This is a genomic window from Pseudomonas sp. JQ36, from assembly GCF_053851495.1.
The window spans coordinates 5578082-5594791 of record NZ_CM132642.1; the positions used below are offsets into that span (position 1 = coordinate 5578082).

General features: G+C 61.4%; 16 protein-coding genes. 11 read left to right on the top strand and 5 right to left on the bottom strand.

From position 1 onward, the window contains the following. Positions 1-21: 21 nt before the first annotated feature. Positions 22-492: an A24 family peptidase gene (locus ACS4NR_RS25140; RefSeq protein ID WP_456018605.1), complete on the top strand. Its 471-nt coding sequence runs from the start codon at positions 22-24 to the stop codon at positions 490-492. A gap of 119 nt (positions 493-611) precedes the next feature. Then, positions 612-1397 (top strand): response regulator, encoded by a 786-nt coding sequence (locus tag ACS4NR_RS25145; protein WP_456018606.1) that lies wholly within the window; start codon positions 612-614, stop codon positions 1395-1397. A gap of 60 nt (positions 1398-1457) precedes the next feature. On the opposite strand, the gene ACS4NR_RS25150 is transcribed toward ACS4NR_RS25145, so the two are convergent. From ACS4NR_RS25150 to ACS4NR_RS25160, 3 genes are all read right to left on the bottom strand, one after another. After that, positions 1458-1865 carry a response regulator gene (locus tag ACS4NR_RS25150; protein ID WP_095138201.1) on the bottom strand — a complete coding sequence of 136 codons (408 nt, stop codon included), beginning with the start codon at positions 1863-1865 and terminating at the stop codon, positions 1458-1460. Between the two features lie 66 nt (positions 1866-1931). Continuing rightward, entirely contained in the window at positions 1932-2144 is a 213-nt protein-coding gene (locus ACS4NR_RS25155) for a Flp family type IVb pilin (RefSeq protein ID WP_095138202.1), read from the bottom strand. Between the two features lie 119 nt (positions 2145-2263). Then, positions 2264-2470, bottom strand: coding sequence for a Flp family type IVb pilin (locus ACS4NR_RS25160; protein ID WP_047600497.1), 207 nt, complete (start codon positions 2468-2470; stop codon positions 2264-2266). A 336-nt stretch (positions 2471-2806) separates the two neighbouring features. Here ACS4NR_RS25160 and cpaB point away from each other — a divergent pair, with 336 nt between their 5' ends. The 9 genes from cpaB (at position 2807) to ACS4NR_RS25205 (ending at position 12892) form a co-directional block, all read left to right on the top strand. Next, complete coding sequence (cpaB, locus tag ACS4NR_RS25165; protein ID WP_095138204.1) at positions 2807-3742, top strand: Flp pilus assembly protein CpaB; 936 nt, start codon at positions 2807-2809, stop codon at positions 3740-3742. A gap of 20 nt (positions 3743-3762) precedes the next feature. Continuing rightward, a complete protein-coding gene (locus ACS4NR_RS25170; RefSeq protein WP_095138205.1) occupies positions 3763-4986 on the top strand; it encodes a type II and III secretion system protein family protein in 1224 nt (407 codons plus the stop codon). After that, positions 4983-6173 carry a pilus assembly protein gene (locus ACS4NR_RS25175; protein ID WP_456018607.1) on the top strand — a complete coding sequence of 397 codons (1191 nt, stop codon included), beginning with the start codon at positions 4983-4985 and terminating at the stop codon, positions 6171-6173. The genes ACS4NR_RS25170 and ACS4NR_RS25175 overlap by 4 nt, the downstream gene beginning before the upstream one ends. Beyond that, positions 6170-7438 carry a CpaF family protein gene (locus tag ACS4NR_RS25180; RefSeq protein WP_202370059.1) on the top strand — a complete coding sequence of 423 codons (1269 nt, stop codon included), beginning with the start codon at positions 6170-6172 and terminating at the stop codon, positions 7436-7438. Before ACS4NR_RS25175 ends, ACS4NR_RS25180 begins: the two co-directional genes overlap by 4 nt. Positions 7439-7456: 18 nt before the next feature. Continuing rightward, on the top strand, positions 7457-8341 hold the full coding sequence (locus ACS4NR_RS25185; protein WP_166496082.1) for a type II secretion system F family protein: 885 nt from the start codon (positions 7457-7459) through the stop codon (positions 8339-8341). Between the two features lies 1 nt (position 8342). Next, positions 8343-9227, top strand: a complete 885-nt coding sequence (locus ACS4NR_RS25190) for a type II secretion system F family protein (RefSeq protein ID WP_166496083.1) — start codon at positions 8343-8345, stop codon at positions 9225-9227. Between the two features lie 22 nt (positions 9228-9249). Continuing rightward, entirely contained in the window at positions 9250-9972 is a 723-nt protein-coding gene (locus ACS4NR_RS25195) for a tetratricopeptide repeat protein (protein WP_456018608.1), read from the top strand. Positions 9973-9989: 17 nt separating this feature from the next. Further along, positions 9990-10262, top strand: coding sequence for a DUF3613 domain-containing protein (locus tag ACS4NR_RS25200; protein ID WP_095138211.1), 273 nt, complete (start codon positions 9990-9992; stop codon positions 10260-10262). A gap of 227 nt (positions 10263-10489) precedes the next feature. Then, positions 10490-12892 (top strand): autotransporter outer membrane beta-barrel domain-containing protein, encoded by a 2403-nt coding sequence (locus tag ACS4NR_RS25205; RefSeq protein WP_456018609.1) that lies wholly within the window; start codon positions 10490-10492, stop codon positions 12890-12892. A 223-nt stretch (positions 12893-13115) separates the two neighbouring features. On the opposite strand, the gene ACS4NR_RS25210 is transcribed toward ACS4NR_RS25205, so the two are convergent. Both ACS4NR_RS25210 and ACS4NR_RS25215 read right to left on the bottom strand, forming a co-directional pair. Further along, complete coding sequence (locus tag ACS4NR_RS25210) at positions 13116-14786, bottom strand: ShlB/FhaC/HecB family hemolysin secretion/activation protein (protein WP_456018610.1); 1671 nt, start codon at positions 14784-14786, stop codon at positions 13116-13118. Positions 14787-14920: 134 nt separating this feature from the next. Next, positions 14921-16480, bottom strand: coding sequence for a collagen-like triple helix repeat-containing protein (locus tag ACS4NR_RS25215; protein WP_456018611.1), 1560 nt, complete (start codon positions 16478-16480; stop codon positions 14921-14923). Positions 16481-16710 lie beyond the last annotated feature (230 nt).

Genomic DNA, 16710 nt, shown 5'->3' on the forward strand with positions numbered 1-16710 from the left:
AAATCGGATGGATTTAACCGGATGCACAGTTTAGTTCTCCTGATCTGGCTGGCCCTGTGCGCCGCCCAGGATGCCCGGCAACGGCGCATCTCTAATGTGCTGACGTTCGGTGCGGGAGCGCTGGCGCTGATCCATCTGTGGGTGACCGGCACCACTTGGTTCGGGGCTGATGCGCAGCAGGGATGGTGGGCCGCCGCGATCGCCCTGGGGTTAACTGTTCCAGGATATTTCATGGGCCGGATGGGCGCGGGCGATGTGAAATTAATGACAGCCATGGGCCTTGCGACGAACGGTTTATTCATTCTGTGTGCGTTTATCGGCGCGGGTATCGCCAGTTTGCTCTGGCTGCTGATTGCGCCAAGAGTCTGGCTTCATATGAGTCAACGACTTAGAGAACATCTTCGATATATGGAGCCTGGAACGTCAAAAAAGCTGTCATTTGCACCGTTCGTGCTGCTGGGGGTACTGGCTTCGATTCATTGGATCCATTAGTCGCCAGGCGCCACTAGTCCTATGTACATAGTCGGAAAGTGCGTCTACTTTCAAATGAAGTCTTTACACCGCCAAAGTGCAGAAAAAGTCAGCTTTGGCCTCGAGCAATGGAGTGGTTCGTGAACAAGCTTACGTCGGCGGTAAAAGTGCTCGTGGTCGATGATCAACCCTTGATCGTCGAAGAATTGTGCGAGTTTCTCGAAAGCAGCGGCTACCGCTGTGTGCCGTGTGAATCCAGCACTCAGGCGATCGAACGGTTTAGCGAAGACGCGGAAGTCGGCCTGGTGCTCAGTGATCTGCACATGCCGGACATGGATGGCATTCAGCTGGTGCAGGAACTGCAACGTATCTGCGGCAAACACCGGGTGTTCGAAGCGATCATGCTCACCGGTCGCGCCGACAAACAGGACGTGATCAAGGCGCTGCGCGCCGGGATTGCCGACTATTACCAGAAACCGATCCAGCTCGATGAGCTGCTCGAAGGCGTGAAGCGTCAGGAAGCGGCGCTGCACGAGCGGCACAAGAATGTGCAGTTGGGGCACCTGAACCAGAAGCTGCAATTTCTCTCGGAGTCCATCGACGATCTCTACCAGGATCTGGACAAGGTCCGACGCAATCCGGCGGCGGTGGTCAAAGACATGCTCGGCGGCGACAGCGCCGAAGCCGAGCAGGAGATTCCGGAGATCTTCAGTCAATTGTCGCCACGACAGCTGGATGTGGCTCGGCTGGTGGGCAAGGGGCAGACCAACTATCAGATCGCCTGCGAGTTGGGCATCACCGAAAACACCGTGAAACTGTATGTCTCGCAGGTCTTGCGCCTGACTCACATGCACAACCGTACGCAGTTGGCATTGGCGCTGTCGCCCAGTGCTTCGGCCGCCCGTCAGCGTGTAACCGCACACTGATCGCGATTGCCTGTCCCACGCGGACAGGCAGTCAATTCTGCCAAAAACACCTCGTCCGTATTACCCGGCCTGCGTCTTCGGTTTGGGGAACAGATTGTCCAGGGTTTCCAGCAGGCGCACGTGGTAGATCGGCTTGCGAAACAGATCCAGCACCTGCAGGCGCAGCATGTCGCTGACGTCCTCCATGTCGGCATGTCCGGAGGTCACGATCACCGGCAGATGCTGGCGCGACGTGTGCTCGCGCAAGCGCTTGATCAGCGACATGCCGGACTCTTCCGGCATGCGCAGATCGGTAATCACCAGGGCGATATCCGGAAAGCGGGTGAGGTGATGCAGGGCGAGTTTCACCGAGGTAGCGGTGTGGCAGACAAAGCCCTCGCCCTCCAGTAACTCGGCCAGCTCAAGCAACGCGTCCTCTTCGTCGTCAACCAGAAGCAACTGTTGGCGGGGGAGCGAGGAGGCAGTCATGGGCAGTCCCTGAAAAGCTGGAAGTGAGATCGAGTGTAGCGCGACATTCGCCGGACGCGACTCACATCAGGGGGTTTGTACCGGAGCGGTTTGTGCAGTGCCGCCGAGGGATACCAGCACGCTGTTGAAAATCGCCAGCACCTGGGCGCCAACCGGCGTCACGAATACCACGACCACTACCGCCACCATGGCCACCACAATCGCGTACTCGATGGCCGAAGCGCCTTCGGTATTTGCCAGAAACGCCCGCGCACGCAGCAACAGATATTCAAGCACCATGAGCATTCTCCTTTGCGTCAGCCCTCGGCCGCACGCTGGAAATTCAATGGCCTCGTCAATGCCCGGGCGCGCGATTGCTCACCCGCGCGCGGGCATTGAAAGGGGACGAGCGGGGGGTATCAAGGCGTAGGTCGGACCTGAGCCGTTCCGCCGAGACTGGTCAGGACTGTGTTGAAAATCGACAGCACCTTGTTGCCGACAGGTGTCACGAACACCACGACAACCACGGCCACCATGGCCACCACGATTGCGTACTCGATTGCCGACGCCCCTTCCTCGCTTTTGAGAAAAAGACGGGCCCTGGCCAGCAGATATTCGAGAATCATACGTCCACTCCTTTGCGCCTCTGGCGCCGATCCAACGCTACAGCGGCATGCTTTCACCGTGCTATCAGAGCATTGTCAACAAACCCCCGGTCAACAACTGTAAGAACGGATTAATCACAAAGGATTAACCAGAACGTTAGTCGAGCCAAACCCTACAGTTAATTGGCCAGGACTCATACTTTAGTGAGTTATTTTGCTGTCAGAAATGGCGTTTTGGCTCGGATCAGCTAGCTTGGAAATAGCGAAATCGTTGCATGTTCATAGCTGCCTGATCGCGAAAAATTCTCTCGGCAGGAAGTACAGGCTGTCGGTGCAGTGAGGAAAGGGAGAGCCGTCATGAACAGTCGCGTCACCATGGGGCTTGCGGCAGTGTTGTTGCTTGGGGCAATCATCGTCGGTTACTGGGGCCTGGTCCTCAGTCGACAGCCGGCTCCCGTTGCCCCGGCGCCTGCCGCTTCAGCAGTGGTGGTGGAAAAAACCGTGGCCGCCGCCGAGGATCAGACCCGTCAGCCCGTGGTCGTGCTGTTGCACGATGTGCCGCCGTTCACCCCGTTGACCGCTGCCGATGTGGCCGTGGAAAAATTGCGCAGTGCGCCGGCCGGCAGCCTGACCAGTGTTGATCAGGTCGTGGGGCGTAAACCGTGGCGCCATTTGAGCGCCGGCACCTGGCTCAACGATGAAAGCTTCGAAGCCGGCGGAGCGCTGGCGCGGATGATCCGCAGTGACGAGCGCGCGCTCACCGTGGCCGTGGACGAAGTGATCGGCGCTGCCGGGCAACTGGTGCCCGGCGACTACGTTGATGTGCTGCTCTACCTGCGTCAGGACGCGAGCAATCTGCAGCAGTCGGCGCAGATCGTCGTGCCGGCCATGCGCGTGCTCGGCGTCGGTGAGCAATACGGCCTGACCAACGATGGGCAGCCCGCCAGCCCGGCCCTGAGCGCCGACGAAAAACTCAAACAGGATCAGCGCCGGATCGCCGCGCGCACCGTGGTGTTGGCCGTGCCTGAACAATTGCTCAGCCGGATGATGCTCGCCACTCAGGTCGGTACCCTGCGCCTGGCCGTGCGCAGCAGCGAGGAACAGCGTCTGGCCAAATACTGGGCCGGTGAAAAGCAGGCGCCGGCGCATCTGGACAACGCCAACAGCCAACTCTTCCAGTTCACCCAACTGGCCCTCGGTGCCGCGCCGAAAGCGCCGGCCACTGGCGGCCACGGCGGTGCGCGGCCGATGGAAGTGATCCGCGGCAATCAGCTTTCCCAACAAGCCCCATGACTGAGCAAGGATCCACGTGCATGCAGAGTCGATTCAGGCCGCTATTAACACCTGTCGTCCGGGCCTTGATACTGATGGGACTGTCGATCAACGCCGCCATCGCGGCCACCGGCAATTGCTCGGCACTCGGCCGTATGCCGCCGGTGATCGAGATTGGCGAAGGGTTCCAGCAGGATATCCAGTCACCCGTGGCGATCACCCGTGTGGCCATCGGCGACCCGAAGATCGCCGACGTGCATGACACCGGCAGCGCCTCGTTTCTACTCACCGGGGTGGCTCCCGGCGCCACCAGCCTGATGGTCTGGACCTCGTGCTCCAGTGAACCGCGGCAGAGCATGGTGTTCGTCAAGGGCAGTGCCACCGCCGCACTGACCAGCGCCAGCAGACTGCCTTCCGATGATCCGACGCTGCCCTCGCAAGTGCAGACCGACATTCGTTTCGTCGAAGTCAGCCGCACCAAACTCAAGGAAGCGACCGCTTCGCTGATCGGCACTCGGGGCAATTTCCTCTTCGGATCGCCCGGTACTTTGCCACCCATCGACGGCGTGCCGACGCCGAGACTGCCGGTGGATAACGGCCTGTTCAATTTCTCGTGGGTCGGCGGCAAGACCATGGCGATCATCAACGCCCTGGAAACCAGCGGTTTCGCCTACACCCTCGCGCGCCCCAGCCTGGTGGCGCTGAGCGGGCAAAGCGCAAGCTTTCTGGCCGGCGGTGAAATCCCGATTCCGGTGCCCAGCGCCGGCAGCGACACGGTGACTATCGAGTACAAGGAGTTCGGCATCCGCCTGACCCTGACGCCGACCGTGATCGACCGCAATCGCGTGGCACTGAAGGTCGCACCGGAAGTCAGTGAACTGGATTACGCCAACGCCATCAGTATCGCCGGCACCCCGGTGCCGGCCCTTACCGTACGCCGTACCGACACCAGCATCTCGCTGGCCGACGGCGAAAGCTTTGTCATCAGTGGCTTGATCAGCACCAGCAACACCTCGCAAGTGAACAAGTTTCCGGGGCTGGGCGACATTCCGGTGCTTGGCGCCTTTTTCAAAGGCTCTCAGATCAGACGCGAAGAGCGTGAACTGCTGATGATCGTCACCCCGCATCTGGTGCAGCCACTGGCGGCAGACGCGCAACTGCCGTCGCTGCCGGGGGAAAAACTGCGCAACTACGATCCGAATTTCTACCGCATGTTCTTCCTCGAAAACGGCAATTTCGACAAGCGCAGTGGACTGTCCCAATGAACCAGAACCTGAGCCAGACCTTTCTCGCGATCACCCGTAACAGCACCGATCTGGAGTGGCTGCAAGGCGCACTCGCGCCGCTGGGTCAGGTGGTGAGCGCCGGGGCCGGGAGCCTGGATGAGTTGCTGGCGCTGGTCGACGTCACCTTCGCCAGTCTGGTGTTCGTCGGCCTCGATCGAGACCACGTGGTCGCGCAGAGTGCGTTGATCGAAGGCGCGCTGGAAGCCAAACCGATGCTCGCCATCGTCGCGCTCGGCGACGGCATGGACAATCAATTGGTGCTCAACGCCATGCGTGCCGGCGCCCGGGATTTCGTCGCCTACGGTTCGCGGGCCAGTGAAGTCGCCGGGCTGGTGCGGCGCTTGAACAAGCGCCTGCCACCGGTGGCGGCCAACACCCAGCTTGGCGGCCTTACGGTGTTGTACGGCACGCAGAGCTATTGCGATGGCGCGCTGCTGGCCAACCATATGGCGCAGGTGGTGCAAAAGAGCGGACAGCAGACCCTGCTGCTGGATCTGGGCCTGCCGCGCGGCGACAGCCTGGCGTTGCTCGGGCTCGAGAGTTCGTTCCATTTCGGCGATGCCTTGCGTCACTTGCGCAGGCTCGACGCGACCCTGATCGACAGTGCCTTCACCAGCGCTGAAGCGGGGCTGCGGATTCTGGCGTATGCCAGCAGCGACGAGCCGCTGGAAAGCACCAGTGCCGCCGAGCTGTACATGTTGCTCAGCGCCTTGCGCCAACACTTCCAGCACATCGTCGTGAACCTCACCGGGCAGTCCGACAGTGAAGCCTTGCGCACCTTTGTCAGCCATTGCGACAAGTTGCTGTGGTACACCGATCAGAACGTGCTCAACTGCCGGCGCAACCTCGCTGTACTCAACTTGTGGCGCGAGAAGGGCATGAAGCTCGACCACGCGCGTTTGCTGGTGGACGGCTATCTGGGCAGCGTTGCCCCGGATGCTGAAACCCTGGGCAAAACCTTCAACCTCGAAGTGATCGCGGTATTGGCGGCCAACGCCGAAGTGCGCCTGAACGCCAAGAACCAGGGCGTCAGCCTGTTCGAACTGGCCCCGCGGGAAAAACTCACGCAAAGCCTGCGTGCTCTCGGCGAGCGTCTGGCCAAGCGCTCCGAAGGCCTGGCCAAACCCAAGGTCACCTGGTTCGACCGTTTGCGAGGCACCTCATGAGCGCGGAAAAACTGTTCGGCGCGGTGCAGCGCGGCGCGACCGGCAATACCGATCACGAAGGCCTGAAACTGGTTCTGCATCGCTACATCATCGACGCCATCGAAGAGTCGGGGAAAAACCTGCTGGAGGGCTCGCGCCAATTGCTGGCGCAGTTTGTCACCGACAAGGTTGCCGAATACATTGCCCGCCTGCACCTGGCGATTTCCCGTTACGAGATGGAGCGGCTGGCCGAAGAAATCGTCGATGAACTCACCGGTTTCGGTCCGCTGGAAGTGCTGCTGCGCGATCCGTCGGTGACCGAGATTCTGGTCAACGGCCCGCACCGGGTGTTCATTGAGCGCGATGGCGTGCTGCATCAGAGTGACCTGCGTTTTATCGACGCGCACCACGTCGAGCGGGTCATGCAACGGATTCTCGCGCCACTCGGGCGGCGTCTCGACGAGTCTTCGCCGATGGTCGATGCACGTCTGCCGGACGGCAGCCGGGTCAACGCGATCATCCCGCCGATCGCGCTCGACGGCCCATGCCTGTCGATTCGCAAGTTTCGCAAGGACATGCTCAAGAGCAGCGACCTGATGGCGATGCAGACCATCGATCTGGCGATTTTCGAGTTCCTCCAAGAGGCGGTAGGCAAGCGCTGCAACGTGCTGATCAGCGGCGGTACCGGCACCGGCAAGACCACGCTGCTGAACATCCTCAGCCAATTGATCAACCCCCACGAGCGTCTGGTGACCATCGAAGACGTCGCCGAATTGCAGCTCGGCCACCCGCACGTGGTGCGCCTGGAAACCCGTCCGCCGAACGCCGAGGGCCACGGCGAAGTCAAGGCCAGCGACCTGATCCGCAACGCCCTGCGCATGCGTCCCGACCGGATCATCCTCGGCGAGATTCGTGGGGTCGAAGTGGTCGATGTGCTGACCGCGATGAACACCGGTCACGACGGCTCGATGAGCACCGTGCACGCCAACAATGCGCAGGATGCGTTGCTGAGGTTGGAGACGCTGGTGGGGCTGACCGGTCGCTCGATCGCCGAGCGCACCTTGCGCCAGATGATCTGCGCCGCCCTCGACGTGATCATCCAGCTGACCCGCATGCCCGACGGCCGTCGCTGTGTCAGCGAGGTGGTGGAAGTGGTCGGCATCCGCGAAGACGTCTACGTCACCAACACCTTGTTTCGCCTTGATCGGCGTACCGGTTTCGGCTTCCTGCGCGAAGCGGTCAATCCGGCCGGCGACAAGTTGCGCCACGAGACCCACCTGGGCTGACCGCATGGGACTTGCATCATGATCGGACCGGCCATTCTCATCCTGCTTTGTCTGATTCTGCTCGGGCTGTCGATCTGGTTGTTCGTGCACGGCATCCACAAGACCGCTAACGAACGGGTGCTCAATCGCCTGGCGGCGGGGCAGCCACAACTGGTCGCGCAGAAGCCGACCTGGGTCGGGCTTGAACGGATGTTTCTCCGCGCCGGGCTTGGTCGTCCGACCGAACGTTTCGGGCTGTGGCTGACCCTGTGGGGCGTGGCGATTGTCCTCGGCTATCTGCTGGCGGACTGGATCGGTTTACTGGCGATGCTGCTGGCGCCGCCGCTGATCCTGCGTCTGTACATTTCCTGGCTGTACCAACGCCGGATCAAACGCATGATCGAGCAGTTGCCGCAGTTGCTCGACTACACCGTGCGCAGCCTGAAATCTGGGCGCACCTTGAGCGACGCGGTCATGGGCGGCATCGAATCGAGCGACGATCCGCTGAAAAAAGCCATGGGCCGGGTGCAGCGCAACGTGCAACTGGGCGTCAACCTGCCGGATGCGGTCAGCGATTTCGCCGAACTCTACGAGCAGGACGAACTGCGCATGTTTGCCCTCGGCCTCAAGGTCAACCATCGCTACGGTGGCAATGCCAGTGAGCTGCTGGAGAACCTGATCAAGCTGATCCGCGAGCGTGACCAGGGCGCCCGGCAACTGCGCGCGCTCACTGGCGAAACACGCATGACGGCCTGGGTGCTGGGTTCGCTGCCGGTGATTCTGGTGAGCTACTTCATGCTGACCAACCCCGGCTACATGCTCGGCATGTGGCACGACTCCGGTGGTCGGACCATGTTGATCATCGCTGTGGTGTTGCAAGTGACCGGTTGCCTGGCGCTGTGGCGCATGTTGCGGAGTATTTGAAATGGTCTATCTCGCCGCTCTGATGCTGCTGCTCGGCGCGCTGTTGCTGGTGGTCAATCACCTGCTGACCGAGCGCCGCCGGGTGCGCCAGGTCAACCAACGGTTGCAGGGGCATCTGGTGCGCGAGAACCGTTTTGGTAGCTGGCTGCGGGCTCTGGGCAACAGCAGGTTCGGTCAGCGCTCGGTGAGCATCGACAGCGAAACCCAGACCCTGCTCAGTCGCCTCGGCTGGCGCCGTGCCAACGAGCGAGCGCTATTCGCCGCCTGCCAGATCGGCACGCCGCTACTGACGCTGGGGTTGGCGATCTTTCTGCAGGAGGTGTTCTTCCCTCAAGCAACCAACCGCTGGATCGTGCCGATGCTCGCCACCGGGGCCGGTTACCTGCTGCCCAAGCGGCTGCTGGCCTATGCCGCCGGACGCCGGCAGAAAACCATCGCGGTGGAAATCTCCACGTTCATTCCGCTGCTGCGCATCCTGTTCGAGTCAGGCATGGCAGTCGAACAAGCCTTGCGCGTGCTCAGCACCGAAGGGCAGAAACTGCTGCCGGAATTGACCCGCGAACTGCGCCTGATTCTGGCCCGGGTCGACTCGGGACTGGAGCTGGGACAGGAATTGAACAAGGCCTCGGTGATGCTCGCGGTCGATGAGTTCACCGACACCTGCGTGATTTTGCAGCAACTGATCCAGCAGGGTGGCGGGGCGATGAAATCACTGCTGGCGCTCAAACAATTACTCGACGACCGCCGCCTGACCCGGCTGCAGGAATACATCTCGAAGATGTCAGCGAAGATGTCGGTGGTGATGATGCTGTTTCTGTTTCCTGCCTTGCTGATCGTATTGGCCGGCCCGGGGTTCACCGCGATTACCCGGGCATTTGCAAGCTAACGTGGCTCATGGAGAGCGTTTGATGAAAGCATTGATTGTCCTGGCAAGTGTGTTGTTGCTCGGCGGTTGCGCCACTGACGGCCAGGCGCCGTGGTCGGCGATGCTCGCACCGAGCAGTTGCAGCAAACTCGATTCCGAACAGGAACTGGCGCTGAACCTGGCGGACGATCTGGCCAACGACGGCAAGCTGCACGCCAGCCTCGCCAACCTGCAAAGTCTGCCCGACAAACTGGTCGAGGTACGCCTGCGCAAGGCCAAGGTCTACCGCTTGCTCGGGCGCAACGAAGCCGAGCCGCTGTATCGCGGTTTGCTCGGCACCTGTCTGACGGCGGACGCCGAACATGGCCTGGGCCAGATCTATGCCGCCCGTGGCGACAACGGTCAGGCCCAGGCGCACCTGCAGCGCGCGGTGCGCCTGGCGCCAACCAATGAAAAGATCCGCAACGACCTGGGCGTGGTCTACCTCAACCAGTTGCGTCTTGAAGATGCGCGCTTCGAATTCCTTACCGCTATTGAACTCAAGCAGAACGACCAACTGGCCACGCTGAATCTGGTGAGCTTGCTGCTGTACCAGAACAACTGGCAGCAAGCCGCCGAAATCGTCAGCCGCGCGCACCTGACGCCGGAGCAGTTCGCCGATGCCCAGGCCCGCGCAGAAAAACTCAAGGTTCCGGCCAAGGCCCCGACTGCGGCCGGTAATCAGGTGGCGGTGGTGGCTGACCCACAACCGTCGGCGCTCAAGTGACACTCCGGGAGATGACCATGAATACCTTGCACAGCGTGTGCTGCCTGGCCCTGCTCAGCCTGCCGTTCGCCGCCCAGGCAATCGATGCCGGCCCGGCCTCGGCGCAGCAACAGGAAACCGAAGGCTGGCTGTTGCTGCAAAGCCGCAACCACGCCGCTTCGCCCAAACCGCAAACCGCCACCGCGGCAGAGCGGGAGCTGGCGCTGCAACGCTGGTTGAAGAAATACAGCTACGAGATTCCGGACTTATACGATCCGGATGCGGGCGGCAAGATCGAGAGCAAAAACTAGGTTGATCGCAAAGCTCAAGCGCGCAGGAGAATGCGGCCTGAGCGGATACTCGATGTATTGCCCTGAAAATTGACGTCATCACTTTGACTTTTGTGTGGTGTCAAAATGATGGCTCGTGTACATTCCCCGCGCCCGAACCAGGACGACCTGGCGGGACGGTAGGGATGCCTGAATCATGTAATGAACCCTGCTGAAACTGTTTCTCATGTTTTGGAAGGGAATCTCGCGTGACTATCGTTTGCCTGCGCCGCTCTGTCCTGGCGCTTTCCATCTCCGCCGCCACTGTTTTGCACACCTCTATGGCTGTCGCCGCTGGCGCGAGCCTGAACCACGACCTGAGTGGCGGCCCGCTGACCAGTAATCTGCAGAACTGGGGGCTGATCACTCTAAGCGGTAACGGCAACATCGCGCCCGTTTCCCAGGTGAGTATGAACTACGGCGCACAACTCACTGGCGTGACGGCGGATCAACTGCGTAACACCGGCAATATCCGGATTGATGGTGCCAAGTTCGGAACCGGTATCAGTCTGTGGACCGCTGGAGTGGTGCCGAACAACATCGCCGGCGCGCTGATCAACGAAGGCTCTATTTCGGTTCATGGCCTGAGCGATGCAGGTACCTCCAGCGGTATTTCCGATATCGGCAGCACGCTGGGCAACTCATTCGTCAATAACGGCAGCATCGATGTCAGCGGCGAGACCGCCAGTGGCCTGTTGCTGGTGCATACCACCATGACCGGGCTGAGCAACCGAGGCACCATCAGCGCAAGCGGTACCGACGCATTGGGCGTATTGCTCGACGGCGCGACGCTGAGCCTGTCGGTCAACAACACAGGGACTATCCGTGCGACCGGTGCCAATGCCGAGGCATTGGTGTTCGAGGGAGTCAAGTTCAGCGCTCCGGCGAGCGCCAATTCCACCGCGCTGTGGAACGGCGGAACCATCTCCGGTGAGGACATCGGTGTGCATGTCAGTGGCCAGGCCAATGGCGCCCTGCCTTTCGGCATTTATCAAATGAACGGATTGATCGAGGGTGGCAAGGCGGCGATCCAGGTCGATGACGGGGCGAGCTATTTCTACTTCTATGGCGGCGCGGTGAAGGGTGATCTGCTCGGCCTGTCCGGGGTCAAGGTCGACGGTGACGCGATTTTCGATGGCTCGACCATCCGCTCCGGCTACGTCACCATCGAGGAGGGCACGCTGACCCTGATGAAACCGCACACCACCTTCATCGGCGACTTCGACATGGAAGAGTCGAACTCGGTGCTGGAGATGTACCTGGGCAATGACACCAACCCGGCGCTGCCTGTGCTGAAAGTCACCGGCACCACCGATATCGCCCCGGGCGCGCAACTGCGTCTGCTGGCGCGCTCCAGTGATTTTCGCGTGAGCCCCGGTGGCACGCGTTACACCCTGATCAGCTCGGGGAATCTGGTCGGTGGCAACAACCTGACCGTGACCTCGACCTCCGCGCTGCTGGACGTGAAGAGCTTCGGCGTGAGCGGCAATGACATCACCAGCGTGGTAACAACCAAGTCGAGTGAGGTACTGGCCGAGAACACCCTGGCAGTTGGCGGCAGTGATAATGCGGCGACGGCGGTTGGGCATGTGCCAGGACTGTTGGCACGCCTCGATGAACAGGATCCGGTGTTCCAGGCATTCGCCAACGCCAGCACCGATGCCGAACTGGCGCGCCTGAGTGAAACCCTCAGCCCGGATGTCAGCCGTGGTGTACTGCACGCGGCGACCAACAGCCAGACGCTGGTCTCGGGCGTGATCAATGATCGCTCCAGTCGCGCACGCTCAGCCACCGGCGCCCCGGAGAAAGGTGTGTGGCTGCAAGCCCTGAGCAGCGATGCCAACCAGGACGAGCGTCGCGGTGTGGCCGGTTATGACGCCGACAGCCACGGGATCGCGGTCGGTGCCGATGGTCAGTTGAATGCCGATACCACGCTCGGTCTGGCCTACAGCTACCTCGATACCGATGTGAAATCCGATCTCGGCAACAAGACCAAAGTCACCGGGCATGCGCTGACGCTGTACAGCAACTGGGTGCATGACAACTGGTTCGTCGACTCGTCGCTGATGTACGGCTGGAACGACAACGAATCCAAACGTCATATCGCCGGCACTCAAGCCAAGGCTGATTACGACAGTGACGTATTCGGCGTGAGCGCTCTGGCCGGTTACAGCCTGCGGCTGATGCCTGATGTGGTGCTGGAACCCCAAGTCGGCGCGCGCTATGCCAATGTGGGCATGGATGCGTATCGCGAGAAGGGCAGCTCGGCGTCGCTGAATGTCGGCAGTCAGCATTATGAAGTCGGTGAGATGGGCGTCGGTGCACGTCTGGCGGCGGCATTCGATGTCGGCAGCGGCAGCCTGGAACCGGAAGCTAAGCTGATGGCCTGGCATGACTTCATCGGTGACAAGGTCAGCACCACATCGGCCTTCGTGCTGGGGGGCGAGTCGTCCGTCAGCCGCGGTACCACTCCGGTGCGTGACAGCTATGAACTGGGCCTGGGCGCCAACTACCGCATGGGCGCCTGGAGCGTCGGCGGCTCCTACAACTATCTGACCTCCAGCGGTTTCGATGCCGACAGCTTCACCGCGAAGGTGCGTTACGCGTTCTGATCCGCATCGCGTAAAAACTGTGGGAGCGAGCTTGCTCGCGAAGGCGTAGTGTCAGTCGATAAAAATGCTGACTGATCCACCGCTTTCGCGAGCAAGCCCGCTCCCACAGGGATATGCGCTGCAATGTGAGAGCAAGCCCGCTCCCACAGGGATGTGCATTCCAATGTGGGAGCGGGCTTGCTCGCGAAAGCGGTCTGCCTGCTCAGTTGATTGATCTGACACCCTACAGTTGATAGCTGAAACTGATGCTGTAACGCGCCCGACGATTGAACGTATCCAGTGCTTCATCGGACATCGGCTTGGCAGCCTCCAACGCAATGTTGTAGTACTTGGCGTCGCCAAAGCGCAGCCCCACTGCTGCCGATGACAGGTCGCTGCTCTGCACCTGCAGCTTGTTGAACCAGGTTTTCGAACGGTCCAGCACCACATACGGTTGCAGGATGCGCACCCAGTTGCCGTCGCGATTGAAACTGTAGTTGACCTCGTAAGCCGCGCCCCAGCCTTTGTCGCCCGATGCCTGATCGTCAGGGTAACCACGGCCGAAATTCTGCCCGCCGAACACCGTACGCTCGCTGTCAGGCAGGGTGTCATCACTCCAGTACAGCGCGGCCGACAGCACGCCTTGCCAGTTGTCGAAGAACTTGTCGCTCTGCACGCCGGAAAGGCGCAGGCGCAGGAAGTTCAGGTCCAGCGCCGGGTTGTTGGAATGCGCGCCCATGCTGTCCAGACCTTGATACACGCCGCCGCTGAGAATCCGCAATTGCCGCGCATCGCTCTTGCGCCAGTCACCTTCGAATGCGAGGGCACGCACGTTGGTGCGCTCTTCGATGCTGATCGGATAGCCGACCACGTCGTAGCGGTTCTTGTTATCCACTGCATACAGCCGCGCTCCCGCGTTAAGCAGCTCATTGGAGGCGGCAATAAACGGGTGGCTGATGCCGATGGAGTAACGATCGTCCTCCTTGTGCGGCTTGAGTTCGAAGCCGTCGCTGGTGAGCACATTGGTGCCCGGATCCGCGCGATAGCGTGAGGCAAACAGGCTCAGTTGCGTGCCTTCACTGTTGAGAAACTGGTTGTAGTCCACACGGTAGTAGCGCTCGTGATCGTCGCCCGGTGGAAACAGACCGCTCAGGGTCAGTTGCTCGCCCATCGCCGTTTGCGAATTACTGCTGACCCCCAGCAACGCCTGCGTACCGTTGCGGTTGTCTTCGGTGGTGCTCATGGTGCTGGTGAACGGTTTGCGGCTGGCCTGGGCCACCAGTGTTGTTGCACCGTCGGTGGTACCGGGCGGCGGCACTTGCGCCTGGATGGTCACCCCGGGGATGCGGGTCATCAGGGTGGTGTAGCGTTCGAAGGTCTTGCGGGTCAGCGGGCGTTCGGCCTGGATCTTGGCTGCCAGTTCGTCGAGCAGGCCTTTGACCCGGCCGACATCGCCCTGCACCTGCACATCGCGCACATAGCCTTCCACCAACACCACCCGGGCCACGCCATCGTCGAAACGCTGTTGCGGCAGGAAGGCATAGGACAGTAGATAGCCGTCCTTCTGGTAGCGCCGGGTGATGTCGCGTGTGGCTTCGATCAGGTCGGCGAGGCTGCTCTGGTGGCCGATCAGGGGTTTGTAGACTTCGGCCAGTTCGTTGAGCGGGTAGATCGTGCCGCCTTCGATCTGCACGGTTTTCAGGTTGATTTTGGTCTCCATCAACAGCGGCTGCGCCGTGGCCGCGCCGGGGTCGGGCACTTGCAGGGGCGTGGCGGCGGGGCGATAGGCATCCGCCGGCAGGTTCGGCACGGGCAGGTTACGCGTGGTTTCGTTGCTGTTGAGAAAGCTGGGCAGGGTGTCGGCGAGGGCGGCGGAACTGAGACTGAGGAACAGCAGGGATGCCATTACGCGCATAGGACACTCCATGGTCAGATCACAGCGCTGGGCTGAATTTTTCCTAAGAAAAAAGCGGAAGACTCGTGGGAATCTTCCGCCCTCAACCAAGCGTAGGCGCTGTAGGTGAGGCCGTCGAATCGGCCAGGTGCAATTTAGCGATTGTTACCTCCAAGGGAACCGGTCAGACCACCGAGCACGCCGCCCAGACCTCCGGTTGCGGTGCCGCCGGTGCTGGTGCCACCGTTGAGCAGGCCACCGACCGCACCGACGGTAGCGCCGACGTTGCTGACCACTCCACCGACGGCGGTAGTGACCGGGTTGTTGGTGGCGGCAATGGTGTTGCCGATGCTGCTGACGGCGCCGCCAACCTGGCCGGTGAGACCGGCGACCGGCGCGCCCAGACCCGTTGCGGCGCCGACTTGTTGGGTAACGCTGGTGACCGCACTGGTGACCGGGTTAAGCCCGGCACCGACGGTGGCGCCGACCGTGGCCAGTGGCGAGGTGGTGGCGGTGATCGGCGTGCCCGAGCCACCGAGTACGGTGTTGAGCGAGGCGATGGTGTTGCCCAGTCCGCCAGCAGTGACACCGCCGGCACTGACCACGCCGTTGGTGCTGCCGGCATTCAGGCCGGAGCCGACATTGACCACGGCGCCACCAACGGTTTGCAGCAGACCGGTACCGCCCAGGCCGCCACCCAGACCACCGCCGGTGCTGGTACCGTTATCCACCAGCCCGCCGGCTTTGCCGACGGCGGTGCCGACATTGGTCAAGGCGCCGCCAACAGTGTTGGTCAAGGCGTTGCCACTACCGGCACCGGTCACTTGACCACCCAGGCCTTTGACGGCGCCGCCGACCTGGCCGATCACGCCATTGAGCGGAGCGCCGAGGCCGGTCGCATCGCCTACTTTGTCGGTGGTGCTTTCCACCATCGCAATCACTGGCACCAGACCGTTGCCGACACTCTTGGTCACTGAACCGAGTGGGCCGGTGGTGGTAGCCAGGCTCAGGGTGTCGCCGAGCATGGTGACTTTCTCGCCGACGCCGTCGAGTACCGGGGCGACTTTGGTCACCACGCCGCCGACGACCGGAACGCTGCCGGTGGCGGTCGCCAGTTTGCCGCTCAGGTCCGAGACGCCGGTACCGACATCTGAAACCACGCCGCCGACCGAGGCCGCGGTGACGCCCAGGCCATTGTCGACCGTGCCCAGTTTGCCGATGCCGTTGGCCACGCCATCACCCAAAGTGCTGACCACATTGCCAGCGGTGTTGGCCGCGCTTTGCACGACGCCACCGACCACCGGAACGGTGCTCAGCGAATCACCGATCTGACCGACGCCATCGCCGACACCCGCGACGGTGTTACCGACATCCTGCACCAGGGTGGTGGTCACCAGTGGTGTCGTGGTCGGGTTGGTCGGATTGGTTGGATCCGTAGGGTCTGTCGGATTGGTAGGATTGGTTGGGTTCGTCGGATTGGTCGGGTTGGTCGTGCCGGTACCGCCAGTGCCACCGGTACCACCTGTGCCAGCGGTATCGGTGCCGCCAGTACCGCCACTGCCACTAGTGCCGCCAGTGCCCGACGTTGCGCCGTCTGGCGAAGAACTGCCGGAGCTGCTGTGATGGCCGCCACCGCCGCTGCTGCAGCCAGCCAGACCGAGAGAGAGGATCAATGCCAGAGCTGTTGCCGATTTGCACCACACTTGAGTTTTCATGATTGAGATTCCTTGCACCTGTAACAACATTCGTCGTTTTCGATGGCTCACCGATCTGTCGCCGGTGATGCCTCGTCCGTGGTGCCAATCTCGATCGCGCGGTGCTTTTCCACCATTCTCAAGTTGGTATTAACGCCTTTATATATAAGGCGCCGCGCCGTGCCTAAGCACTAATACCCAAGATATAGACGCATAAAAAAAGGCCTTGAAAATCAAGGCCTGGAGTTTTT

What these genes read in the sequence shown, in the direction of transcription:
- ACS4NR_RS25190 (WP_166496083.1), top strand. Translation starts at nt 8,343, where the DNA reads ATGGTCTATCTCGCCGCTCTGATGCTGCTGCTCGGCGCGCTGTTGCTG.
- ACS4NR_RS25180 (WP_202370059.1), top strand. Translation starts at nt 6,170, where the DNA reads ATGAGCGCGGAAAAACTGTTCGGCGCGGTGCAGCGCGGCGCGACCGGC.
- ACS4NR_RS25140 (WP_456018605.1), top strand. Translation starts at nt 22, where the DNA reads ATGCACAGTTTAGTTCTCCTGATCTGGCTGGCCCTGTGCGCCGCCCAG.
- cpaB (WP_095138204.1), top strand. Translation starts at nt 2,807, where the DNA reads ATGAACAGTCGCGTCACCATGGGGCTTGCGGCAGTGTTGTTGCTTGGG.
- ACS4NR_RS25200 (WP_095138211.1), top strand. Translation starts at nt 9,990, where the DNA reads ATGAATACCTTGCACAGCGTGTGCTGCCTGGCCCTGCTCAGCCTGCCG.
- ACS4NR_RS25185 (WP_166496082.1), top strand. Translation starts at nt 7,457, where the DNA reads ATGATCGGACCGGCCATTCTCATCCTGCTTTGTCTGATTCTGCTCGGG.
- ACS4NR_RS25175 (WP_456018607.1), top strand. Translation starts at nt 4,983, where the DNA reads ATGAACCAGAACCTGAGCCAGACCTTTCTCGCGATCACCCGTAACAGC.
- ACS4NR_RS25150 (WP_095138201.1), bottom strand. Translation starts at nt 1,865, where the DNA reads ATGACTGCCTCCTCGCTCCCCCGCCAACAGTTGCTTCTGGTTGACGAC.
- ACS4NR_RS25160 (WP_047600497.1), bottom strand. Translation starts at nt 2,470, where the DNA reads ATGATTCTCGAATATCTGCTGGCCAGGGCCCGTCTTTTTCTCAAAAGC.
- ACS4NR_RS25215 (WP_456018611.1), bottom strand. Translation starts at nt 16,480, where the DNA reads ATGAAAACTCAAGTGTGGTGCAAATCGGCAACAGCTCTGGCATTGATC.
- ACS4NR_RS25210 (WP_456018610.1), bottom strand. Translation starts at nt 14,786, where the DNA reads ATGCGCGTAATGGCATCCCTGCTGTTCCTCAGTCTCAGTTCCGCCGCC.
- ACS4NR_RS25170 (WP_095138205.1), top strand. Translation starts at nt 3,763, where the DNA reads ATGCAGAGTCGATTCAGGCCGCTATTAACACCTGTCGTCCGGGCCTTG.
- ACS4NR_RS25155 (WP_095138202.1), bottom strand. Translation starts at nt 2,144, where the DNA reads ATGGTGCTTGAATATCTGTTGCTGCGTGCGCGGGCGTTTCTGGCAAAT.
- ACS4NR_RS25195 (WP_456018608.1), top strand. Translation starts at nt 9,250, where the DNA reads ATGAAAGCATTGATTGTCCTGGCAAGTGTGTTGTTGCTCGGCGGTTGC.